Annotated in this window: 20 protein-coding genes; 18 read left to right on the top strand and 2 right to left on the bottom strand. The window is 59.1% G+C overall.

Going from position 1 to position 22,593, the window contains the following annotated elements:
- Window positions 1-153: 153 nt before the first annotated feature.
- The 8 genes from HRQ60_RS08850 (at window position 154) to HRQ60_RS08815 (ending at window position 7,275) form a co-directional block, all read left to right on the top strand.
- Complete coding sequence (locus tag HRQ60_RS08850; protein WP_172195449.1) at window positions 154-2,712, top strand: excinuclease ABC subunit UvrA; 2,559 nt, start codon at window positions 154-156, stop codon at window positions 2,710-2,712.
- Window positions 2,713-2,880: 168 nt separating this feature from the next.
- Window positions 2,881-3,504: a 50S ribosomal protein L25 gene (locus HRQ60_RS08845; RefSeq protein WP_172195448.1), complete on the top strand. Its 624-nt coding sequence runs from the start codon at window positions 2,881-2,883 to the stop codon at window positions 3,502-3,504.
- A 262-nt stretch (window positions 3,505-3,766) separates the two neighbouring features.
- Complete coding sequence (locus HRQ60_RS08840) at window positions 3,767-4,054, top strand: Dabb family protein (protein WP_172195447.1); 288 nt, start codon at window positions 3,767-3,769, stop codon at window positions 4,052-4,054.
- A 36-nt stretch (window positions 4,055-4,090) separates the two neighbouring features.
- The gene (locus HRQ60_RS08835) at window positions 4,091-4,513 is read left to right on the top strand and encodes a DUF86 domain-containing protein (RefSeq protein WP_172195446.1); all 423 of its coding nucleotides are present in this window, start codon (window positions 4,091-4,093) and stop codon (window positions 4,511-4,513) included.
- Between the two features lie 55 nt (window positions 4,514-4,568).
- A complete protein-coding gene (locus HRQ60_RS08830; RefSeq protein ID WP_172195445.1) occupies window positions 4,569-5,684 on the top strand; it encodes a DUF4261 domain-containing protein in 1,116 nt (371 codons plus the stop codon).
- Between the two features lie 153 nt (window positions 5,685-5,837).
- Window positions 5,838-6,644 (top strand): glutamate racemase, encoded by an 807-nt coding sequence (gene racE, locus HRQ60_RS08825; RefSeq protein WP_172195444.1) that lies wholly within the window; start codon window positions 5,838-5,840, stop codon window positions 6,642-6,644.
- A gap of 70 nt (window positions 6,645-6,714) precedes the next feature.
- Complete coding sequence (locus HRQ60_RS08820; protein WP_172195443.1) at window positions 6,715-7,020, top strand: HesB/IscA family protein; 306 nt, start codon at window positions 6,715-6,717, stop codon at window positions 7,018-7,020.
- A gap of 27 nt (window positions 7,021-7,047) precedes the next feature.
- Window positions 7,048-7,275: a YuzB family protein gene (locus tag HRQ60_RS08815; protein ID WP_172195442.1), complete on the top strand. Its 228-nt coding sequence runs from the start codon at window positions 7,048-7,050 to the stop codon at window positions 7,273-7,275.
- Between the two features lie 144 nt (window positions 7,276-7,419).
- Here HRQ60_RS08815 and HRQ60_RS08810 read toward each other — a convergent pair whose 3' ends face one another.
- The gene (locus HRQ60_RS08810; RefSeq protein ID WP_172195441.1) at window positions 7,420-9,435 is read right to left on the bottom strand and encodes an LTA synthase family protein; all 2,016 of its coding nucleotides are present in this window, start codon (window positions 9,433-9,435) and stop codon (window positions 7,420-7,422) included.
- Between the two features lie 18 nt (window positions 9,436-9,453).
- A complete protein-coding gene (locus tag HRQ60_RS08805) occupies window positions 9,454-10,599 on the bottom strand; it encodes a THUMP domain-containing class I SAM-dependent RNA methyltransferase (RefSeq protein WP_172195440.1) in 1,146 nt (381 codons plus the stop codon).
- 266 nt (window positions 10,600-10,865) lie between these two features.
- Between HRQ60_RS08805 and HRQ60_RS08800 the strand changes: the two genes are divergently transcribed.
- The 10 genes from HRQ60_RS08800 (at window position 10,866) to HRQ60_RS08755 (ending at window position 21,846) form a co-directional block, all read left to right on the top strand.
- Entirely contained in the window at window positions 10,866-11,522 is a 657-nt protein-coding gene (locus HRQ60_RS08800; RefSeq protein ID WP_246281243.1) for an O-methyltransferase, read from the top strand.
- A gap of 184 nt (window positions 11,523-11,706) precedes the next feature.
- Window positions 11,707-12,777, top strand: coding sequence for a uroporphyrinogen decarboxylase (gene hemE, locus HRQ60_RS08795; protein WP_172195439.1), 1,071 nt, complete (start codon window positions 11,707-11,709; stop codon window positions 12,775-12,777).
- Between the two features lie 82 nt (window positions 12,778-12,859).
- Window positions 12,860-13,813: a ferrochelatase gene (gene hemH / locus HRQ60_RS08790; protein ID WP_172195438.1), complete on the top strand. Its 954-nt coding sequence runs from the start codon at window positions 12,860-12,862 to the stop codon at window positions 13,811-13,813.
- On the top strand, window positions 13,806-15,242 hold the full coding sequence (hemG, locus tag HRQ60_RS08785) for a protoporphyrinogen oxidase (RefSeq protein ID WP_172195437.1): 1,437 nt from the start codon (window positions 13,806-13,808) through the stop codon (window positions 15,240-15,242). Before hemH ends, hemG begins: the two co-directional genes overlap by 8 nt.
- Window positions 15,243-15,440: 198 nt before the next feature.
- Window positions 15,441-16,640, top strand: coding sequence for a CapA family protein (locus HRQ60_RS08780; RefSeq protein ID WP_246281242.1), 1,200 nt, complete (start codon window positions 15,441-15,443; stop codon window positions 16,638-16,640).
- A gap of 27 nt (window positions 16,641-16,667) precedes the next feature.
- Entirely contained in the window at window positions 16,668-17,444 is a 777-nt protein-coding gene (locus tag HRQ60_RS08775) for a glycerophosphodiester phosphodiesterase (protein WP_172195436.1), read from the top strand.
- 46 nt (window positions 17,445-17,490) lie between these two features.
- The gene (locus tag HRQ60_RS08770; RefSeq protein ID WP_172195435.1) at window positions 17,491-18,111 is read left to right on the top strand and encodes a fumarylacetoacetate hydrolase family protein; all 621 of its coding nucleotides are present in this window, start codon (window positions 17,491-17,493) and stop codon (window positions 18,109-18,111) included.
- A 286-nt stretch (window positions 18,112-18,397) separates the two neighbouring features.
- Window positions 18,398-19,219, top strand: coding sequence for a DUF92 domain-containing protein (locus HRQ60_RS08765; protein ID WP_172195434.1), 822 nt, complete (start codon window positions 18,398-18,400; stop codon window positions 19,217-19,219).
- Window positions 19,216-19,791 carry a TetR/AcrR family transcriptional regulator gene (locus tag HRQ60_RS08760; protein ID WP_172195433.1) on the top strand — a complete coding sequence of 192 codons (576 nt, stop codon included), beginning with the start codon at window positions 19,216-19,218 and terminating at the stop codon, window positions 19,789-19,791. Before HRQ60_RS08765 ends, HRQ60_RS08760 begins: the two co-directional genes overlap by 4 nt.
- A gap of 87 nt (window positions 19,792-19,878) precedes the next feature.
- A complete protein-coding gene (locus HRQ60_RS08755; RefSeq protein ID WP_172195432.1) occupies window positions 19,879-21,846 on the top strand; it encodes an ABC-F family ATP-binding cassette domain-containing protein in 1,968 nt (655 codons plus the stop codon).
- The last annotated feature ends 747 nt before the right edge of the window (window positions 21,847-22,593 follow it).

Here is a 22,593-nt window from a genome sequence, read left to right as displayed (position 1 = left end):
GCGTTCCGCAGGCGTCCGGCTGATTTCCTTTCCGGCAAATGAGGTAAAGATACCAGAGCGACGGGATCGACTATCGATCCCGTCCGGAGTACGAATCAAATTTGCAGTGCGAACCTTCATTATGAAGCGCCAAGCACCAAGGAGGACCGCAGCATGAGTGTATCCCATCATTCCCATTTATCCGAATCCGATCGCGATCCCCTCGATATGATCCGCGTCCGAGGAGCCAGCGAGAACAATCTGAAAAACGTCGATCTCGATATTCCGCGCGACGCGCTCGTCGTGTTTACCGGCGTATCGGGCTCCGGCAAATCGTCGCTCGCGTTCGGCACGCTGTATGCGGAAGCGCAGCGGCGCTATCTGGAGTCCGTCGCCCCGTACGCCCGCAGGCTGATCCAGCAGGCCGGAACGCCGAAGGTCGAAAGTATCGAAGGACTGCCGCCGGCGGTCGGGCTTCAGCAGCAGCGCAGTGTTCCGCAGGAGCGCTCCACCGTGGGCAGCCTGACCGCCATCTCCAACGTGCTGCGCATGATGTATGCGCGTGCCGGCGATTACCCGGCGGGGCAGTCGGTGCTGTACGCCGAAGACTTCTCGCCGAACACGCCGCAGGGAGCCTGCCCGGAGTGTCAGGGGCTCGGGCGGATCTACGACGCGACCGAAGCTTCCATGGTTCCTGATCCGAGTTTGAGTATCCGGCAGCGGGCGATCGCTTCGTGGCCGGGCGCATGGCACGGACAGAACCTGCGCGATATCCTGATCTCGCTCGGCTACGATGTGGACAAGCCGTGGCGCGAACTGCCGCAGCAGGACCGGGACTGGATTCTGTTCACCGAAGAGAAGCCGTCCGCGCCCGTCTACCCGGATCTCGACTACGAGCAGATTCAGGCAGCAATCCGTTCCGGACGGAAGCACGATTACATGGGCAATTATACCGGCGCGCGCCGGCAGCTGCTGCATATGTACGCTTCCGCCGACAATCCGGGGCGCCGCCAGCGGCTCGAACCTTATCTGGTCGTCGGTCCCTGCCCGCTCTGCCGCGGAAAAAGATTAAAGCAGGAGGCGCTGTCCGTAACGTTCGGCGGACTGGACATCGCCGATCTGTTCCGACTGCCTGTCACGGAGCTGAAGGACCGACTGGAAAAAGCGGTGTTGGCCCATGAAACGCCGCAGCCCGATGCCGTACATCAAAGAGCGACGGAAAAAGCGCTGATTGCCCGGCGTCTGGTCGAAGACGCGGCGGGGCGGCTGGATCGGCTGATCGCGATCGGCGTCGGCCATCTGTCGCTGGACCGTCCGGCACCGACGCTGTCTTCGGGCGAACTGCAGCGGCTGCGCCTGGCGACGCAGCTGATCTCCAAGCTGTTCGGCGTCGTATACGTGCTGGACGAGCCGTCGGCCGGCCTGCACCCCGCCGACGGCGAAGCGCTGCTGGAGTCGCTTGCGGCGCTGCGGGACGCGGGCAACTCGGTATTTGTGGTCGAGCACAATCTCGACATCATGAAGCATGCGCAGTGGCTGGTCGATATCGGACCGGAAGCGGGCGAACGCGGAGGGCAGGTGCTGTACAGCGGGCCGCCCGCCGGCTTGGCCGACGTGGACAGCTCGATCACGCGGCATTATCTGTTCGCGGAGTCGGCTTCGGCGCTCAGAGAACGCCGGACGCCGGAAGGCTGGCTGAGGCTCAAGGGGGTTTCTTACCATAACCTGAACGGATTGGACGTCGAGATTCCGCTCGGCTGCCTGACGGCCGTTACCGGCGTATCGGGTTCGGGCAAGTCCAGCCTGATCTCCGGCGCGCTGCCGGCGCTTCTGGCGCCGCATCTGGGCAGCCTGCCTGCCGAACCTTTGGAAGAAGTCGAAGAAGAGCAGCCGGGCGAGATTGCGGGCGAAGCGAGCGGGGATCTCGATTCCCTGCGCCGCCTCGTGCGGATCGACCAGAAGCCGATCGGCCGGACGCCCCGCTCCAACCTGGCGACCTACACCGGATTGTTCGATCATGTCCGCAAGCTGTTCGCCGCCGCGCCGCTCTCCCGGGAGCGGGGGTACAAAGCGGGCCGTTTTTCTTTCAACGTGGCGGCCGGACGCTGCCCGTCGTGCGAAGGGCAGGGCTTCGTCCAGATCGAGCTGATGTTTCTATCGAGCCTGTACGTGCCTTGTCCGGAATGCGGAGGAGCGCGCTATAATGCCGAGACGCTCGAAGTGACGTGGAACGATTTGACGATCGCGGACGTGCTGGCACTCACCGTGGAGGAAGCGGTAGACGTCTTCTTGGAGCAGCCGGCCATTTCGCGGCCGCTGTCGGTACTGCTCGATCTCGGACTCGGCTACCTGAAGCTCGGCCAGCCCGCGACGGAACTGTCCGGCGGCGAATCCCAGCGGATCAAGCTTGCGGCCGAACTGCAGCGCACGCAGCGCGGCCGGACGCTCTATCTGCTGGACGAGCCGACCAACGGCCTGCATCCGGTCGATGCCGACCGCCTGCTGCGTCATCTGGACGCGCTGGTGCGCGCCGGGCATACGGTAGTTATGGTCGAGCACAATATGCGGATCGCGGCCCAGGCCGACCGGATCCTCGATATCGGTCCCGGAGCGGCTGCGGAAGGAGGGACGGTTGTCGCGGCCGGTACGCCGGAAGAAGTGGCGGCTTCCACAGACAGCCGGACCGCTCCTTACCTGCTCGAACATCTGGCGTCGGATTACTCCGCAAGCTGACGCCGCGCAGCAAGAAAGCGACCTATTTTGCGCGGATTGGACATCTTGTGATACAAGTTAGCTTCTTCGGGGTAATAGAGTAAGGTGAAGACGAAGGAGGGCACGGCCTGGCCGGTGCATTAGCCCTTTCCCGAGTCGATTTGTCCAATTCCAAGGAGGTCGAGTAATATGAGTAAAGCACTTGAAGCTGAGAAAAGAACCGGTTTTAAACGTTCCGATATGAAAGTACTGCGCGAGAGCGGACGTGTTCCGGCTGTCGTATACGGCAAGAAAGCGGACGGCCTTGCCGTTCACGTTGACGGCAAGGATCTTCTGCGCCACGTGCAAAGAGGCGGCGCCGACATCTTCTCGCTGAATGTCAAAGGCGGTTCGGCATCGCAGGTCATGATCAAAGACGTGCAGCGTCTGAACGGACGTATCATTCACGCCGATTTCATTCAGATCGACAAGAACACGCCGGTTCGCGCGACAATCGCGATCGATTATCAAGGCGAAGCCAAAGGCTCGAAAGAAGGCGGGATCTTCCAGATTCAAGCCAACGAGCTGGAAGTCGAAGCACTGCCTAACGATCTCCCGCAATCGCTCGAGATCGATGTTACGCACCTGGAAATCGGCGACAAACTGACGGCGGCTGATCTCAAGCTGTCCGACAAGGTCAAGCTGGTTTCTTCCGAAGACGAAATTCTGGCTTCCGTCGTGGTACCGCAGGTCCTCGAGGAAGATACGGAAACTGCAGGCGAAGAAGCCGAAGTGGCTCCGGAGCGCGTAGGCGACGAAGAGAAAAGCGAATAATACGAAGGCTGCGGCGGATTGATCCGCCAAGCCCTCTGCAATCAAACGGAGAACCGTTTTCCCCCGGGGGAGAACGGTTCTCTTTTCGTCGTGGGCCCTGCAAGAAGCCGGGTGCTGCAGCGGATTTGGCGGAGGAGGCCGCTTTTTTCGGGAAATCGCCTTCCCCGTTTTTGGCTGTAACCGCTCACCTTATGATATAGTTTCTTTGTGAGCTTTTTCTGAAGCCTGAACAGCCCTATACTGCATCGGGAGATGAGAAAATATGATCAGACATATCGTGTTCTTTAAATTGAAAAACCGTTCGCCGGAAAGCGTGGCGGAAGCGGCGGACGTGCTGCGCAGCATGGAAGGCAAGATCGAACAGGTCAAAACGCTGGAAATCGGAACCGATATTTTGCGTTCGGAGCGTTCGTTCGATATCGCGCTGACGGCAACCGTCGATACGCTGGACGATCTTCAGGCGTATACGACGCATCCCGTCCACCAGAAGATTATCGAATACATCAACGGCGTCAAAGAAATCTCGCTGGCGGTCGACTACGAAGTCTAGTCGGCGTAAGCGTGAAAGACACGGGGGGAACCGGTATTGTATTACGTGAATCGGGAACAAATCGAGAAAAGGCTGCTGTCGCTGCCGCAGACGATCGAAGCGATGCGCCTGGTCGCGGCCGAATGGGAAGGGTCCCTGCTGCAGGGACTTGCCCAGGAACGGGCTCTGCATCTGGCGCTTGAAGCGGTAACGGACATCGGAAGCTATCTGATCGACGGCTTTATCATGCGCGATGCGGGCAGCTATGAAGATATTATCGATATTATCCACGGGGAATCGGTGATCGACGACAAGCTGCACGAGCAGATGCGGCAGCTGGTCCGACTGCGCCGCCCGCTGGTACAGGATTACTACGAATGGAATCGGGCGGCGCTGCATCCGCTGACGATGGAACTGCCCGCCGCACTCGAACGGTTTGGGGACCGGGTCAACCGGTACCTGCTCAGCGAGCTTGCCTAGAAAGGCCCGCATTGAGCATGCAGACCCGACAGGACACGGAGGAGGAAGCTGGACTATGGCCGATTCGGCAGGACAACCAAGAGAAGGCAAACGAATGAAACCGGGGTTTCTTCCGGTGTACGCGGTAGAGCTGCTGTTCCGCGAAGAACCGAAGCTCGATGTTTCGAACATTTTGCATAATATTCATCACCGCATCAAAAGAACCGCCATCAATACGGGACCGTTCCGCGAAACGGAACAGGTGGAGAACGAAGCGCTGCAGCGCAAAGAAACGACGGGCAGCGACAACTTCGAGCTGGCGGCCGTTTTTTACCATCCCGATTATTCTATCGCTTTCACCGATGCCGAAGTTCCGGCCCAGACCCGGCTGTTCCAGCCGCGGCCGATCCGCGAAGAACTGAATTGGGACAGCGTGCTCCAGCAGAGCTGGAAATGGGAAGGCGGAGCGGAGCGGCTGGGAGAATACCGCTACGCGGTTACGCTGTGCGACTGGTATGCCGCCATGCTGCCGTTTGTCCGGCGGATGGAGATGTTCCAGGCCGTACTTGCAAGCGTCATCGAGACGACAGGCTGCGACGCCGTGTACTGGCAGCCCAGCGGGCAGCTGGTCGACGCGGGCGCGTTCCTCACGGCCTATCCGACCGAACCGCTGTATGGGGCGCTTAACGTACGGGTGTACCAGATGCAGCGCCAAGACGAAGTGCTGGTCGATACGCTGGGCCTGAGTTCGCTCGGGATCCCGGATATTCAATGCCGGGTCGTGGGACTGACGCCCGACCGGGTCATTCCGATGATCTACGGCGCTTCCTACTATCTGTACGGCAGCGGCGGCGAAGTGGAAGACGGCCAGCTGCTCGGCGGAGCGGGACTGCGCTGGCTGTGCGAACAGCAGCCATCCGTGTTGGCACCCGAGCGGATCGTCGTCGATCTGAATCCGGGGCACCCGTATTACGCGGGGACGCAGACCGAAGATCCGGTCGGTTTTGAACCAGAAGAGGAAGATGAAGACGAGGGCTCGGGTTACCGGCTGCGCGAAGAAGACGGGACCGAGTTCCGTTCCGAACGCGAATACCGGATACAGGAGCAGAAAGCGTCTCCCCCGGGCAGCCGGAATTCGGAAGAACGGGAAGAAGCCGGCGCTTCGAACGGAAACGACGGACGGCAGGCCTAGATATCCGGCCGCTTCCCAAAAAGCCGCTTGCGGCCGCAACAACCCTTCGCTATGATAGGGATTAGACTTAATTTCAACCCCGGTCCGAACCATGCAGCACCGCTGCATAGAGTCCGGATGCCCGGGAAAACGATATGAAGGAAGCGTGTACTCGTGCAGCAAGCTATTGCGATAATGGATTCGGGAGTCGGCGGTCTGACCGTGGCCAGAGAGGTCATGCGTCAGCTGCCGAGAGAGCAGATCGTCTATTTCGGGGATACGGCGCGTACGCCTTACGGCCCGCGGGATCTCCAGGAAGTTCGCGCATTTACGGAGCAGATCGTCGATTATTTGATGACGTTCAATCCCAAGATGATCGTCATTGCCTGCAATACGGCTACGGCCGCGGCGCTGGAGACGATTACGGCCAAAGTCGATATTCCGGTCGTGGGCGTGATTCATCCGGGAGCGCGCGCGGCCATCAGCAAAGCGAGCAGCGGCATTATCGGGGTAATCGGGACCAAGGGAACGATAGACAGCGGAGCTTACGCCCAGGCGCTGAAGCAGATTTCGCCGTTCGTCAATGTGGTGAGCCGCGCTTGTCCGCCGTTTGTGCCGCTGGTCGAACAAGGACATTTCAGCGGCCGCGCCACTTACGAGATCGTCAAGAACGAGCTGCTGCCCCTGCGTGCCCTGCCGCTGGACTGCCTGATTCTGGGCTGTACGCATTATCCTTTTCTCGCGGATACGATCCAGCGGGTCATGGGACCGTCCGTCAGCCTGATCAGTTCGGCCGAAGAGACGGCCCGCGAAGTCAGTACCCTTTTGTATGAAAAAGGACAGCTGGAAACCGGAGACGCCATTCCCGTACATCGGTTCCTGCACAGCGGCGAATCCGATATGTTCGAGAAAATCGCGCAAAAGTGGCTCGCCGAGTATATCGCAAGAACCAAAGCCATCTGGCAGGTCGCATCGTTCTGATGCCAAGCTGCCGGATCGGCCTTATTCTATTGCAAGCCTCGGCTGCGGCCGCAGGCGGAAGGAGTCTGTCATGAAAGTCAAAATCACGCGCAACGCCGCGAAGAAACTGCTGGAAGAACTGAACAAGGAAGAGAACAAGGATATGAACATCCGCGTTTTCGTCACGCATTCCCACGGCGACCATGCCCACTACGGCATGGATCTCGACAAGCAAAAAGACGGCGACGAACGCGTCTCGACGGACAAGGATATCGACGTGCTGGTAGACGCCAGCGAACCGATGCTCGACGGAATCAAGATCGACTATCTGTACAGCGCCCAGGAAGAAGGGTTCGTGATTACGAATCCCGCCATGGGCAACCACGGCGACCACTAGGGTCTGCCATAGAAGAAGGGAACAATCATGGCCAACGATATTCGCGTTTGCGATAAATGCCAGCATGTACGCATGAAAACGATCGTGCCGAAGCTGAAAAAAATGGCGCCCGACGCCGAGATCAAAGTCGGCTGCAAGTCGTACTGCGGTCCCTGCGGCAAGCGGGCGTTCGTCTTTATCAACGGACGCTACGTGAGCGCTCCGACAGAAGACGAAGTCCTGGCGAAAGTGGCTCCTTTTATCAAAAAAGCCTGACCGATTCGGCGCTTGGCGCCGCTTGGTCCGCCGATCCTACAGCAAAGCCCCGAAATCCGTTCAGACGGACTTCGGGGCTTTTGCTATAGAGGTTAAAAGGGATGAACGGAATCCGGCAGGCCGCCGAAAGCGCCGTCTGTCCGCTTAACGGCCGGCTTCCCGGTCACTTTTCAACTCCGGAATCAGATCGCGGGAGATCACGTCATCGGAGATGGACAGCCGCTTCGAAGCTTCCTCGAAACCGGAACGCGCCCGCTCGACATCCGTTCGCTGCCGCTTCTTCAAGTCGTAGCAGATTCCGTTCTCGAATACGCCGTCCGCGGAAGGGGTGTAATAGATCTCCCCGTCGGTAAAGGCGCCGCTGCGCAGCACGACCAGGCGGTTCCCGTCGGCGCGGCGGTCAAGCAGATCGTTGCCCATCAGGAAATAGTCTCCGGCGTCGATCCCGAGCAGCGGGAGCAGCGTCGGCATCAGATCGAGCTGCCCGCCCGGCTGGTCGTACGTACCGGCCAGCGCGCCGTCCGGCAGATGGACCAGCAGCGGAACCTGTGCCATCAGCTGTTCATAATCGAATTCGGACAGCTCGCGGCCGAGCAGTCGGCCCGCCGCTTCACGGTCGTCCAGCGAATAATCGTGGTCGCCGTAGAAGACAAAGATCGTGTCGTCCCAGAGTCCGTCCTCCTTCATTCGGTTCACCATATCGCCCAAGGCGGAATCCACATAATGCACGGACTGGAGATAGTCGCCGAACGTTGTGCCCGCATATTCGCCGACATCGAGCTTTTCTTCTTCCTGAAGCGCCAGATTGTACGGATGATGGCTGGACAATCCGATCAGGAACGAGTAGAAAGGCTGCGGCGTATCTTCCATAAAGCCGACCGACTGGTTCAGGAAAGAACGGTCGCCCAGCGACCAGCCGAGCGGCTCGTCGATCCGATAATCTTTTTCCGTATAAAAACGGTCGTAGCCCATCTCCTTGTACATGCGGTTGCGGTTCCAGAAACTGCCGTCGTAGGCGTGGTAGACGTTGGCCGTGTAGCCGTGCTCCTTGAGGATCGACGGCATCGTATCGAACGCGTTGTCCGCATAGCGGATAAACACCGAACCCGAAGGCAGCGGATGCAGGGAGAAGTTGGCGGCCAGATCGGCATCGGAGGTGCGTCCCTGACCCGTCTGATGATAGAAATTGTCGAAGTACAGACTGTCGCTCCGGAGCGCATCCAGATTGGGCGTGATCGGCTGCCCGTTTATTTTTTTGCCGACAAAAAAGTTCATAAACGCTTCGCCCTGTACGGTGACGACGCTGCTGCCCGCATATTTGCCGAAAAGTTCGCCCGAATGCGAGCGCTGCTGCCGGCTGGCGGCATACCATTCGCGGATTTCGTCCAGGCGTTCGGCGGGCAGATCCTGGCCTTTGCCGATAGCTGTCTGTGCGTACCGGTAAGCGTCGATCCCGTGAAAAGCGAACAGACCCGTTACGTTGTACAGCGACATGTTCCACCAGTTGTTCTCCAGCAGATTCTTGGCCCAAGTTTGGGAAGCATGGCGAATCGGGAAAAAGGCGGCGGAAAAACCGATAACAAGCACCAGCAGGCCGGCGGCGAAGCGCTGCAGAAGCCGTACGCTGCGGCGCGAACGCGTCTGCGTGCCGGCTCCGACAGCGGCAGAGGCGCCGGAGAAATTCCGCCGTTTACGGCGCCGGCCCGACCAAGCCCACAGCGCGGCCGCCAGCAGAAACGGCCAATCGGCAAACAGCCACAGATCCTGCCAGCACAGCAGCTCGGCGATACTGCCGCCCAGCGATTCGACCTGCCCGGCCTGGAGCAGCACCGGAACGGTCAGGAAGTCGCCGAAGTAGCGGAAGTAGACGAGGTCCGAGAAGATCAGCGCCGTCAGCAGCAGGTCGAGCAGGGCCAGGGCAAGCAGACGTCCGCCGGGCGGCAGCCAGAATACCCAGAACGACAAAGCAAGCAGGCTGCCCGCCGCGATCAGCGTGTCGGTCCCGTTCATGTCGATATAGGGCAGCTGCAGATTGCCGTGCAGCAGGCGAAGCTTGCCGAGCATCAGCAGGACGAACAGGATATAGGCGGCGGAGATATAGAGAAAGCCCGGCTTAAAGCCGGGCTTGTTCCGAATGTCTCGGATATTCGGTAGGCGCAATGAAAGACCTCCTTGCTCTTAACGGCGCGGAGGCAGCGGTCCCAGGAACTGCAGGAACTGGCACTCGATGCGTCCGTTGTACAGCTTGCGGCGTTTGTCGGCTTTTTTGCCGAAATTCTGTTCGAAGTTTTCCGTCGGCGTGATCGCGAAGAACGACCAGTCCTGCAGATCGAGCGCGGCGCGTCCGAGCTGTCGGATCATTTTCTCGACTTCGTCTTCTTCGCTCAGCCGTTCGCCGTAAGGCGGGTTGGTGATGACGCAGCCGTATTTGCCTTCGGCTTTGAAGCGGGCGACCGGCTGCGCGGTAAACGTAATCTCGCTGCCGAGTCCGGCGCGCTTGGCGGAAGCCCGGGCGATCTCGATCGCTTCCGGATCGATGTCGCTGCCGCCGATGTTCAGCGGGATATCGTCGCGCACGGCGTCGAACGCTTCTTCGCGCGCCTGCGCCCACATCTCTTCGGGTACGAAGTCCCAGCGTTCGGACGGGAAGCTGCGGCGCAGTCCCGGCGCGATATTCCAGGCGATCAGCGCGGCTTCGATCGGCAGGGTGCCGGAACCGCAGAACGGATCGTAGAACGGACGGTGCGGACCCCAGCGGCTGAGCAGGATCAGCGCGGCGGCCATCGTTTCCTTGAGCGGCGCTTCGACGGTCGTCTTGCGGTAGCCTCTCTTATGAAGCGAAGGGCCGGTCGTGTCGAGCGTAATCGTCGCCACGTCGCTGAGCAGCGAGACTTCGAGCGTGTACAGCGGGCCGTCTTCGTCGAACCATTCGGTGCCGTACGATTCTTTCATTTTTTCGACGACGGCTTTTTTGGTGACGGATTGACAGGCGGGCACGCTGGACAGCTGCGATTTGTACGAACGCCCGTTGACCGGGAATTCGCCGTATTCGGGAATGAAGCCCGCCCAATCGACGGCTTTGACGCCCTGGAACAGATCTTCGAAAGTCAGCGCGGGGAACTCGGCCATTTTGATCAGGACCCGGTCGGCCGTGCGCAGCCACAGGTTGGTGCGGCAGATGTCGGCGGGTGTGCCGGTAAAGGTGACGCGGCCGTTCTCCGTACGCGCGTCGGCGTAGCCGAGGTCTTTCAGTTCGCGTGCGACGACCGCTTCGATGCCCATCGGGCAGGTGGCGATCAAGGTTAAAGTTTCTGGGATTCTCATGAATTCAGCTCCGTTTAATAATAAAGATAAGAGGCTTCGGTCAGCCGGTTCCGGGCAAGAATCATCGGTTCCGTGCTTGTGCAGCCTGCAGGAAAATCGTACAATCGTTAGATGGGAAGTCGGAGGACGCCAGCGATGCGGCCGGACGCGGATACGCGTATCCGGGGCATTCGCGCGCTCAATGCTCAATCTAGTATAGGGGAACAAGGTTCCCGTTACAATAACGGATACCCACAAAGCTTAAGGGAAAATGGAGAGTGGAAAAAATGAACGACCCGCATATGAACGCCGAAGCGGCCGAGGCTTATATGGAAAGTTTGGCGAACGAAGACGAGCTTCTGCTCAAAATCAAGCAGGCGATCCACGATGCGCGGATGCCCGACGTGTCGGTAGCGGCCGGTTACGGGAAGATGCTGACGCTGCTGGTGACGCTGTCCGGTGCCAAACGCATTCTGGAGATCGGGGCGCTGGGCGGATACAGCGGAGTCTGCATGGCCCGCGGCATGGCGGAAGACGGCACATTGACCTCGCTCGAATTGAAAGCCGAGTACGCGAAGATGGCCGCCGGCCATTTGGAGGAAGCCGGTTTCGGCGGGCGGACCCGTTATCTGGTCGGCCCGGCGATGGACAGTCTGAAGAAGCTGCGCGAAGACGGAGAGACCTACGATTTCTTTTTCATCGACGCGGACAAACTGAATTACGTCAACTACCTCGACATGGCGCTTGAAATGGCGCGTCCGGGCGCGATTATCGTAGCCGACAACCTGCTGCTGCGCGGCCGCACGCTCAATCCGGAGCGCAACGGTCCCGCGATTCTCCGAGTGCGCGAATTCAACCGCCGCATCGCGGAAGATCCGAGACTGATCGGAACGCTGCTGCCCGCCTATGACGGATTTTCGGTCGCAATGGTGAAGAAAGCGTGAACGTTGGATGATAAAGCCGCCGAACCCGTTTCCAAACGTCCGGTTGGGGTGGATAATTAAATAGGTACGAAATCGTCAACGAATCGACGCAAACTCGCCTTGAGAGAAATGTCTTAAAGGCGCATAATTAAAATTGAATGCTTTTGCGAAGAGCGATTATCCGGTATTGGAGGACCCCATCGACATGACTTATAACGATCGTTTTATCCGGGCCTGTTACGGCCGGGAGGTAGACCGTCTGCCTGTGTGGTATATGAGACAGGCCGGCAGATACGATCCGGAATATCGCAAGATCAAGGAAAACTATTCGCTGCTCGAAATCTGCCGGCAGCCGGAACTTGCGGCCGAAGTCACACTGATGCCGGTGCGCAAGCTGGGTGTGGACGCGGCGATCCTGTACTCGGACATCATGAATCCGGTCGCTTCGATCGGCATCGACTTCGATATCGTCAAGGATGTCGGTCCGGTGATCGACAATCCGATTCGCAGCGCGGCCGATGTGGAGCGTCTGCGTCCGATCGACGTGGAAGGCGATCTCGGCCACGTCCTGGAAACGATCCGCATCCTGAACCGCGAGCTGGACGTGCCGCTGATTACGTTCGCCGGGGCTCCGTTTACGATTGCCAGCTACCTGATCGAAGGACGCCCGTCGAAAAATTACATCCGCACGAAAACGATGATGTACAGCGAACCCCAGCTCTGGTTCTCCCTGATGGACAAATTGGGAGACATGGTGATCGCTTATCTGCGCGCGCACGTATTAAACGGAGGGAAAGCGTTCCAGCTGTTCGACAGCTGGGTGGGCGCTTTGTCGCCGCAGGATTTCACGCATTACGTCCTGCCGACGATCACGCGCATCTTCGACGAATTGTCGGCGATGCCGGAACTTGCGGACGTACCGAAGATTTACTTCCCGGGCGTCAGCTCGGGCGAACTGCTGCCGACGCTGCGCGGACTGAAAGCGAACGTGATCGGACTGGATTGGAGAGTCTCGATCGCGGAAGGCCGCAGACGGCTCGGCGCGGGCTTCGCGGTGCAGGGCAACCTCGATCCGTTCATCCTGACCGGACCGCAGGAGCTCATTCATGAGCGCGCCGCCCGAATTATCGACGAAGGCGTGCAGGAACCCGGTTTTATTTTCAATCTGGGGCACGGTCTGTTCCCTGAAGCTTCGCTGGAGAAGCTGCGCGAGCTGACCGGTTATGTGCATGATTACTCCGCGGAAGCTCTGGCTGTCCGAAGCGCCCGGAGCTGAACGGATCGCGCCCGCCGTTTGGTTGATGCGTTGACAACGAAGCTTTGAACGCAAGAACGAGATCGCGAAGGGAGACACGAACATGAAGAAGAAAATCGGAGTACTCGTCTTGTCTTACGGCACGCCGAAGAGCCTGGACGACGTCGAAGCCTACTATACGCATATCCGCCGGGGCAATCCGCCCGCGCCGGAACAGCTCAAAGAACTGAAAGACCGCTACGAGGCGATCGTGGGCGGGGTATTCCCGCTGCGCGAAAACACGGATCGCCAGGTGGAACGCATGCAGGAAGAATTGAACAAGTTCAATCTGCCGGATGCGGAATTCGTCTGCTACCAGGGCTTGAAGCATACCGATCCGTTTATCGAAGACGGCGTGCGGAACATGGCGGCGGACGGCATTAAGGAAGCGGTCGGCATCGTACTGGCGCCGCATTATTCGACCATGAGCGTCGGCACCTACATTAAGCGCGCCAAAGCGACGGCGGAAGAAGTCGGCGTGCAGATGAGCTTTATCGAGAGCTACCATCTGCATCCGAAGCTGATCGAAGCGTTCTCGCAGCGCGTATCCGCCAAGCTTGATCTGTTCGAAGAGATCGGCGCCAAGCGGGACGAAGTCAAAGTGCTGTTCAGCGCGCACAGCCTGCCGGAACGTATCTTGACGATGGGAGATCCGTACCGCGACCAGCTGCTGGAGACGTCGGAAGCCGTCGCGGCCGCGGCCGGCGTGACGAACTGGCAGTTCACCTGGCAGAGCGCCGGACGGACGGCGGAGCCTTGGCTCGGCCCGGACGTGCTGGAGACGATGAAAGACCTGTCCGAACGCGACGTGCGCTACATGCTCGTATCGCCGCTCGGCTTCGTGTCGGACCATCTGGAAGTGCTGTACGACCTGGACATCGAAGCCCAGGAAGTCGCCGAAGAACTGGACGTGCGCGTGATGCGGATCGATTCGCTCAACACGGACCCGCTGTATATGGAGACTCTGGCCGAATGCGTGTTGGCCGAATGCCGCAAGGAGGCGCTTGTTCATGGCTGAACAGCGTAAAGTCGTCATTATCGGTGGAGGCCTGACCGGGCTCAGCGCCGCTTTCTACACCCGGAATTTGCTGCGGGACGCGGGCTTCGAACCGGTCGTGACCGTGCTTGAAAAAGGGAATACGTGGGGCGGCAAGATCGAGACGCTGCACAAGGACGGCTTCGTCATCGAAAAAGGCCCGGATTCGTTCCTGGCCCGCAAGACGGCGATGGTCGACCTGGCCAAAGAACTCGAGATCGATCATGATCTGGTGACGACCAACCCGGAAGCCAAGAAGACCTATCTGCTTCACAAAGGCAAACTGCACGCGATGCCTCCGGGCCTCGTGCTCGGCATCCCGACCCAGATCAAGCCTTTTCTGGCCAGCAAGCTCGTATCGCCGGCCGGCAAGCTGCGCGCCCTGATGGATTACGTCATGCCGGCCCGGCGCAGCGAGGAAGACGAGTCGCTCGGCGACTTCATCGAGCGCCGGCTCGGGCATGAAGTGCTGGAGAACGTCACGGAACCTCTGCTGGCGGGCATCTATGCGGGCGACACGCGGCATCTCAGCCTCAAGTCGACGTTCCCGCAGTTCGGCACGGTCGAGCGCGAACACGGCAGCCTGATCCGGGGCATGACCACCGGCCGCAAGCCTGTCGAGACGCATACCGGCACCAAAAAAAGCATGTTCCTGACGTTCCGCCAGGGGCTGCAAAGCCTCGTGCACGCACTCGTCAACGAGCTGTCGGGCACGGTCGATCTGCGCGCCAACACGGGCGCGGCGTCGATCGCCAAGCTTCCGGAAGGCGGCTATACGCTGACGCTCGAAGACGGCGGTACACTTGAAGCGGATTCGATCATCGTCACGACGCCGACGTTCGCCGCGTCCAGGCTGCTCTCGCCGCATGTGGATACGGCCGCTCTCGACGCGATCAACTATGTATCGGTTGCGAACGTCGTACTGGCTTTTGATAAAAAAGACATCCGGACGACCTTCGACGGTTCCGGCTTCCTCGTGCCGCGCAAAGAAGGACGGAACATCACGGCCTGCACCTGGACGTCGACCAAATGGCTGCACACAAGCGCGGACGACAAAGTGCTTATGCGCTGCTACGTCGGACGTGCCGGCGAGCAGGAAGCGCTCAAGCAGGATGACGCCGGACTCGTGGAGCTGGTGCGACAAGACATCCTTGATCTGATGGGGATCGACGCGCAGCCGCTGTTCACGGAAGTGACCCGGCTGAACCAGTCCATGCCGCAGTATCCGGTCGGCCACCTGCGCCAGATCGAAGGACTGCGCGAGCAGTTGGCGGAGCGGCTGCCGGGCGTATATATCGCCGGCGCCGGTTACGACGGCGTGGGTCTGCCGGACTGTATCCGCCAGGCCAAAGCGATCTCCGCGGAACTTGCGGCAGCGGCGGCTCCGGCCGCAGCTGTCTCCGCCGTGTAAACGGACCTTATTCTTCTTCGCAGCCGCTTCAGCCGTTCCCGTGATCGCAAGATACGGGAGCGGCTTTTTGCTGTGCCTGCCGATTTTGTGTTCCCGGCTTCTCCTTCTGCCGGATAACCTGCTATAATGAACAATAGTTTTCCCAAGAACGGCCGCAGCAAGTCCGCGGACCGAATGAGCGGAAGGAGATTTTGCATCTTGACTGTTCCTGTCCCTTCAAGAACGACCCGGGCCCGTGCCGCCCGCAAGCACAGGCGCCGGGGACTGCTCGTTGTCAATTTGACGCTGTTGATCCTGATCCTGTCGGGTGGGACGCTGCTCTATGCACGGGAACAAGCCGCGGATTCGGCCTCTTCGAATCCGGAACTGACCGCCGGGTCGGCAGTAGGCGCGGCGGCTCCGGCCGCCGGCGGACTCGCCGCAGCGGTCGCGGAGCCGATGTCAGGCGGAAGCAAGTCCGTCAGCTTGAACTTCGCCGGAGATGTAATCTTCTCGGGCAAAGTGCAATCCCTGCTGGAGAAAAAAGGCTACGATTATCCGTACGTTTACGTACGCGACCGGTTTAAGAACGACGATTTGACGGTTATTAACCTTGAAACGCCGGTTACGGCATTGACCACCAAAAGCGCCGACAAAAGCTTTGTTTTCAAATCCCCGCCGAAGGCACTGGGCCCGCTCAAGAACGCGGGCGTCGATGTCGTCAATCTGGCGAACAATCATACGCTTGACCAGGGAATCCGCGGTCTGCTCGATACGATCGCCAACCTGGACAACAAAGGCATTGCCCATGTGGGGGCGGGCAGAGACGCTTCGGCCGCTTACGCTCCGGTTATTGTCGAGCGCAAAGGCATCAAGATTGCGATCGTCGGGGTCAGCCGCGTGCTGCCCGAGAGCGATTGGGCGGCCGGGGCCGGACATGCCGGCGCAGCCAGCGCTTACGATCCGGAAGCCGCGGCGCGAGCCGTGGAAGCGGCCAAACGGAAGGCCGATGTGGTGGTGGCCGTCGTGCACTGGGGCAAAGAGCGGGTCGACAAGCCCGACTCCAACCAGACCGTGCTGGCCCACCGGATGATCGATGCCGGAGCCGACCTGATTATCGGGGGCCATGCGCATGTGCTGCAGGGCTTCGAGCAGTACAAAGGCAAGTGGATCGCTTACGGCACGGGCAACTTTATCTTTACCCGCTCGGGCAATGCCAAGACCTGGGAGACCGGCGTCTTCCAGGCGGAGTGCAAGAAGAACGGGGACTGTTCGCTTAAACTGGTTCCTTACTGGGCCGAGCTCGGACAGCCCGTTCCCATGAAAAAAGCAGACGCCCAAAAGCTGCTGCGGCGGATCGACGAATTGTCTCCGGGCGTCCGGATCGGCGAAGACGGACAAGTCCGTGCGCAGAAATAACGTCTGTTCGGATTGGGAGATGACATGATGTTGGACAATCCTTGCGTGGCCCATCGGGGATTCTCGGGAATAGCCCCCGAAAATACGCTGGCCGCAATCCGGCTGGCGATGAAGATTCCCGAAGTGCAGGGGATCGAGATCGACGTTCAGCTGTCGCGCGACGGCGTACCGGTCGTAATTCACGACTTTACGCTCGGCCGCACAACGAACGGCAGCGGAACGGTCCGGGAACATACATTAAGCGAACTGAAGCGTCTCGATGCCGGAAGGTGGAAAGCGAGAGCCTTCACCGGAGAGCGGATTCCGACACTCGACGAAGTGCTGGAAGAAGTCCGGGGCCGCCTCCGCGTCAATATCGAACTCAAGACGAACAAACAAACCTATGCCGGACTGGCTTCGGCTGCGGTAGAAGCGGTCAGGCGGTGCGAGATGGAAGAGCAGGTATACTTCACCTCGTTCGAACCGGGCGCGCTGATCGAGGCGCGGCAGAACGCCCCTCATATCCCGCGTGGACTGATCGTCGACACGCGTTCGGCGGATCTGGATCGGCGGCTGGACGAATACGGCTGTACGCTGCTGTCGATCAAGCACGGCAGGGTAGATCCGGTCTTTGTCCGTTCCACTCTGGAGAGCGGGATCAAGATGATGGTCTGGACCGTAGACCGGATCCGACGCATGCGCGAATTGGCTTCCATGCATCCGGAGCTGATGCTCTGCACCAACCGGCCCGACCGCTGGCTGCTGGCGCGCAGGCTGCCGCTTCTGAATAGGCCGAATACCCGGCGCCGCTGGCTGGGATTATGAAGAAACGTTCCGCTCGACTATACTAACGAGAAGGTGGGCCTTGTCCATGATCGCTGTAACGAACGTATATTGTGTAGGACGCAACTACAAGAAGCATGCTGAAGAGCTGGGCAACGACGTACCGACCGAACCGATGATCTTCCTCAAGCCGTCCCATGCCGTCTGCGCGATGGACGACGAAGTGGTCGAACTGCCGCAGGATCGCGGCGAGATTCATTACGAGGCGGAACTGGTGCTGCGGATCGGCCGCGCCTATACGCCGGGCATCCGGGTCGAAGAGATTGCGGCTTCGATCGCGCTCGGTATCGACTTTACGCTGCGCGATGTGCAGTCCAAGATCAAAGCCAAAGGCCATCCGTGGACAGCCGCCAAAGGCTTCCGCAATTCCGCTCCGCTGACCGGCGAGATCGAATTCCCGGAAATGGGGACGCTGGAAGAAGCCTGGTTCTCGCTGCGCAAGAACGGTGAGACCGTGCAGCGGGGCAGTATCCGCAACATGATCTTCGATCTGCAGACCCTGATCGATTATATCGGCGAGCATTACGGTCTCGGAGAAGGAGACCTGATCTATACCGGCACTCCTGAAGGCGTCGGACCGACCGTGCCCGGCGACGTGCTGGAATTGTATTGGAATGAAGAAAAATGGGGCGGCTGCACCGTCGGATAATCCCTTGTCAACACTAAAGGTAGGTTTACGCTCCCCTGAGATTTCGTACTTGAAGCGTGTACGAAGTCTCCGACGGAATCGCACCTAAAGCGTGTGCATTTCAGGAAAACGTAAACCCATGATTAAGAGTTGAAAGGGTACTCGTACCTTGACCGAATTAAATCTAAGGTTTGCGTTCATCGGAAACACGCAGGGTTCAAGCGGGTTTTCGAGGGGCGTAACCTAACATCATTATCGGTCAAGGTACTAGACGGATGCTGCCTGCCTCGGGGAGGCGTATCATCAAGTGGATTGGATCATCGGAGCGGCCGGCGCCTGTCTGGTAGCGGGGGCGGCTTATGCCAAGCGTTCCCTGTCGGCTTCCGGGGCGATCGCGGCCCTTATTATGGGTACGGTATATTATGGAGCGGGCGACCTGTTCTGGTTCGGACTGCTGCTGCTCTTCTTCGTCACTTCAAGCGTCCTGTCCAAAGTCAAACAGGCGGAGAAGCGTCAAGCGGAGCAGATGTACGAAAAATCGGGCCGGCGCGACGCGGTGCAGGTGCTCGCCAACGGCGGCATCGGCATGCTGCTGTGTCTGGCTAATTATATCTGGCCTTCGCCGGTCTGGTTCGGTCTGTTCGTCGGCGTGATGGCGACGGTAACGGCCGATACGTGGGCGACGGAATGGGGCAGTCTCAGCCGCAGGCCGCCGCGTTCGATCGTGACGGGCAAGCCGCTTCCGGCGGGCACGTCGGGCGGCGTATCGCTGCGGGGCAGCTTGGCGGCGGTCGTCGGCGCGGGCATGATCGGCACAGCCGGAGCGGTGCTGCTGCTCTGGATGGACAACGGTCCGGACTGGCCGCTGTGGGCCTGGATTCCGGCGGGAGCGATTGCGGGTACGTTCGGCGCTTTTGTCGATTCGTATCTGGGCGCAACCGTGCAGGTCATGTACCGCTGCCCGTCCTGCGGCAAAAGTGTGGAGAGCCGTACCCACTGCGGAACGTCCACGGTTCGCTACCGCGGTTGGCCGCTGATGAATAACGATGCGGTGAACCTGCTGTCTTCGGCGGCCGGCGGAGCGCTTGCGCTTGCCGTGATGATTCTGGCGGGGAGGTGGTTCGGATGAGTGGAGCGCAGCGTGAGAAACACGAGGTGATTCTGGATTCGGCGTTTGAGATTTTTGGTCAAAAAGGATTCTATGAAACCAAAATCTCGGATATCACCGAACATGCCGGAATCGCCAAAGGCACCATGTATCTGTATTTCAAAAGCAAAGAAGAGCTGTTTATCGCCGTGACCAAACGGGACTGGGAGAAGTTTCTGCGCGATCTGCAGTTCCGGATCAAGCAGGCGGATGGCCTGATGCCCAAGCTCCAGCAGGTCGCCGAACATCACCTGGAATACTATTATGAGCGTAAATCGCACGGCAAGCTGTTTTTTCATGCACCCAATAACGATCCTGAATTGATGCGTTTGATGCACGGTTTTCTGACCCGGTATATGGCGGCGGTCAAGGAAGTGCTGGAAGAAGCGGGCATGCCCGATCCGGACTTCTATGCCAAAGCGTTTATCGGGATGCTGGATCGCCTCAAAATGGACATTCTGTTCGAAGGCGAATTCACGCGCGAAGAACTGCAGCAGCGGGTCGAGCAGACCGTTCGGCTGTTCATGCGGGGCAGTGAAGCGGAATTAAGTTGAAATGACGTCCGGACTTCCGCGGGCTGCGGGAGTTCGTTTTTTGGATAAAGACAAGCAATGGGATCGACGAAAGGGGAACAACCGGCAATGAATATCATGACCGTTGAACAAGTATCGAAAAGTTACGGAGAAAAGGTGCTGTTCGACGAAGCTTCGTTCGGAATGGAAGATCAGGATAAGATCGGATTGGTCGGCGTCAACGGCACCGGCAAATCGACGTTTCTCAAGATTATCGCAGGACTCGAACAGCCGGATTCCGGCCAGGTTGTCAAAAGCGGCGGCGTCCGCGTCCGTTATCTCGCCCAGAATCCGGATTTTGATCCGGAACTGACCGTTCTGCAGCAGCTGCTGCACGGCGAAGGCGAAGAACTGGCGGCGGCGCGTGCTTACAGCGAAGCGACTTTGCTGTTCGACACGGACCCCAATTCCGAGAAATTCCAGCAGCTGCTGATGGATACGGGACAAGAATTGGATCGTCTGAACGCCTGGAGCCTCGAGAGCGAAGCCAAAAGCGTACTGTCGAAGCTGGGACTCGATATTTTTGACGCCAAAATGGGGACGCTCTCGGGCGGTCAACGCAAACGTGTCGCACTCGCGGCAGCGCTTGTTCAGCCGTCCGAACTGCTGATCCTCGACGAGCCGACCAACCATATCGACTCCGAATCGGTAGCATGGCTCGAGACCTATCTCAAAAAGCGCCGCGGCGCCCTGCTTATGGTGACCCACGATCGCTACTTCCTGGATCGGGTCGCCGACGTGATGCTGGAACTGGATTACGGCAAAATGCACCGGTATACGGCAAACTATTCGCGTTTTCTGGAACTCAAATCGGAACGCGAAGAACGCGAATCCGCGACCGAAGACAAGCGCCGCAACCTGCTGCGCAAAGAGCTGGCCTGGATTCGCCGCGGCGCCAAAGCCCGTTCGACCAAGCAGAAAGCGCGGATCGACCGCTTCGAGCAGCTGCAGGACGACAAGCCGCAGCAGAAGAGTGACAATCTGGAGATGGCGAGCATGTCCACGCGTCTGGGGCGCAAAGTGCTGGAGATCGACCATATCAGCAAAACGCTGGCCGGACGCCTGCTGATCGACGATCTGCATTATATGACCGTGCCCGGCGACCGGATCGGCATCGTCGGTCCGAACGGACGCGGCAAGTCGACCCTGCTGAACCTGATCGCGGGAGATCTGGAGCCGGACAGCGGCCAGATCGACCAAGGTTCGACCGTACGGATCGGCTACTTCCGCCAGGAACCGGCCGAGATGGATCCAAGCATGCGGGCGATCGATTACATCAAAGAAGCGGCCGAGACCGTCAAGACGGACGAAGGCACCGTAACCGCGTCGCAGATGCTGGAACGTTTCCTGTTCACGCCGACTGCCCAATGGACGCCGATCGGCAAACTGTCCGGCGGCGAACGCCGCCGTCTGTACCTGCTGCGTATTCTGATCACCGCGCCGAACGTCCTGCTGCTGGACGAGCCGACCAATGACCTGGACATCCAGACGCTGACGGTACTCGAAGATTATCTCGACGATTTCCCCGGCGTCATGATTACCGTCTCTCACGATCGCTACTTCCTGGATCGGGTCTGCGACAAACTGTTCGCCTTCGAAGGCGGCGGCAAAGTCGCGATCCACGCCGGCAATTACAGCGAATACATGGAGCGTACCGGCGGCAGTTCGCTGCAGGACGGCATGTCCGCAGGCGGCAAAGGCGGCCTCGCCACCTCCGCCGATATGAGCGCCGTCAAAGCGCCGGCGACTGCCGCTCCGGCAGCCTCCGCAGAACCGGCTGCCGCTTCGGGGGGGAAGAAGGTCAAGTTTACTTACAGCGAACAGCGCGAATACGACGGCATCGACGCTTCGATCGAAGCCGCCGAGCAGAAGATCGCCGACCTGGCGGTCCAAATGGACCGCTCCGCCAGCGACTCGGCGAAGCTGCAGGAATTGATGCAGCAGCACGCCGCCGCGGAAACCGAGCTTGAAGGACTGATGGAACGCTGGGCTTACCTGAACGAGCTGGCCGAGCAGATTGCGAAGCAGGGGAAGTAAGGGTTCGGTGTGAAGGATAGATAGGTCGTTTGGGCAAGATGGGTAGGAGCGGAAGGATTAAGGTCTTTAGATGGGTATCCATCTAAAGGCCTTTTTTTGATATGGGAATGTGTATACCTTCTTCCAGATCGATGATAAAATGGGGGAGCGAGCGATTGAGCTTGGGGGATTGGAATGGTTCGGGAATACGGTAGGGGATGTTGGTTGTAGGAAGTACGGGAATATCTGTGTAGATGAGCGTTGGCGAAGTTCGGGAATAAGTCGTTATGTGTAACTTCTGAAGGGCGGATTTAAGATCGATTTAGAAGCTGATAATTGCTGAAGGTCTGATCAGATCGACGAAGCGGATTCGGAATCGAAGCGCGCCCGGCGTGAGCAAAGCAGACGAAGCGGATTCGGAGTCGAAGCGCGCCCGGCGTGAGCAAAGCAGACGAAGCGGATTCGAAAACGAAGCGTGCCCGGCATGAGCAAAGCAGACGAAGCAGACTCGGAAACGAAGCACGCCCGGCGAGAGTAAAGCAAGCGAAGCAGATTCGGAAACGAAGTATACCCGGTGATGAGAAGACCTTTGAAGGTAACGCAAGAAGACAGAAGCAACACATAACATAATATTCACGCTGCGAGCATTCGCTCTTGGTCCGGCATGTGCCGGACACTCGACATACGTCGAGTCGTGAATACAGGAACGTTATGTGCAACTCCCAAAGACGATTAAAAACTTTTTCAAACCGAGGTGAATCCTCATTA

Origin of the sequence: Saccharibacillus qingshengii, from assembly GCF_013185195.1 — a bacterium.
GTDB lineage: Bacteria > Bacillota > Bacilli > Paenibacillales > Paenibacillaceae > Saccharibacillus > Saccharibacillus qingshengii.
Note: the sequence above shows the minus strand (reverse complement) of the source record. Positions and strands in the feature narration are given on the sequence as shown.

Coding starts and splice junctions, on each gene's coding strand:
- hemG (WP_172195437.1), top strand. CDS start 13,806: ATGGCTGAACAGCGTAAAGTCGTCATTATCGGTGGAGGCCTGACCGGG.
- HRQ60_RS08830 (WP_172195445.1), top strand. CDS start 4,569: ATGGCCGATTCGGCAGGACAACCAAGAGAAGGCAAACGAATGAAACCG.
- HRQ60_RS08760 (WP_172195433.1), top strand. CDS start 19,216: ATGAGTGGAGCGCAGCGTGAGAAACACGAGGTGATTCTGGATTCGGCG.
- HRQ60_RS08850 (WP_172195449.1), top strand. CDS start 154: ATGAGTGTATCCCATCATTCCCATTTATCCGAATCCGATCGCGATCCC.
- HRQ60_RS08775 (WP_172195436.1), top strand. CDS start 16,668: ATGTTGGACAATCCTTGCGTGGCCCATCGGGGATTCTCGGGAATAGCC.
- HRQ60_RS08755 (WP_172195432.1), top strand. CDS start 19,879: ATGAATATCATGACCGTTGAACAAGTATCGAAAAGTTACGGAGAAAAG.
- HRQ60_RS08805 (WP_172195440.1), bottom strand. CDS start 10,599: ATGAGAATCCCAGAAACTTTAACCTTGATCGCCACCTGCCCGATGGGC.
- HRQ60_RS08800 (WP_246281243.1), top strand. CDS start 10,866: ATGAACGACCCGCATATGAACGCCGAAGCGGCCGAGGCTTATATGGAA.
- HRQ60_RS08840 (WP_172195447.1), top strand. CDS start 3,767: ATGATCAGACATATCGTGTTCTTTAAATTGAAAAACCGTTCGCCGGAA.
- HRQ60_RS08815 (WP_172195442.1), top strand. CDS start 7,048: ATGGCCAACGATATTCGCGTTTGCGATAAATGCCAGCATGTACGCATG.
- HRQ60_RS08820 (WP_172195443.1), top strand. CDS start 6,715: ATGAAAGTCAAAATCACGCGCAACGCCGCGAAGAAACTGCTGGAAGAA.
- HRQ60_RS08845 (WP_172195448.1), top strand. CDS start 2,881: ATGAGTAAAGCACTTGAAGCTGAGAAAAGAACCGGTTTTAAACGTTCC.
- hemE (WP_172195439.1), top strand. CDS start 11,707: ATGACTTATAACGATCGTTTTATCCGGGCCTGTTACGGCCGGGAGGTA.
- HRQ60_RS08770 (WP_172195435.1), top strand. CDS start 17,491: ATGATCGCTGTAACGAACGTATATTGTGTAGGACGCAACTACAAGAAG.
- hemH (WP_172195438.1), top strand. CDS start 12,860: ATGAAGAAGAAAATCGGAGTACTCGTCTTGTCTTACGGCACGCCGAAG.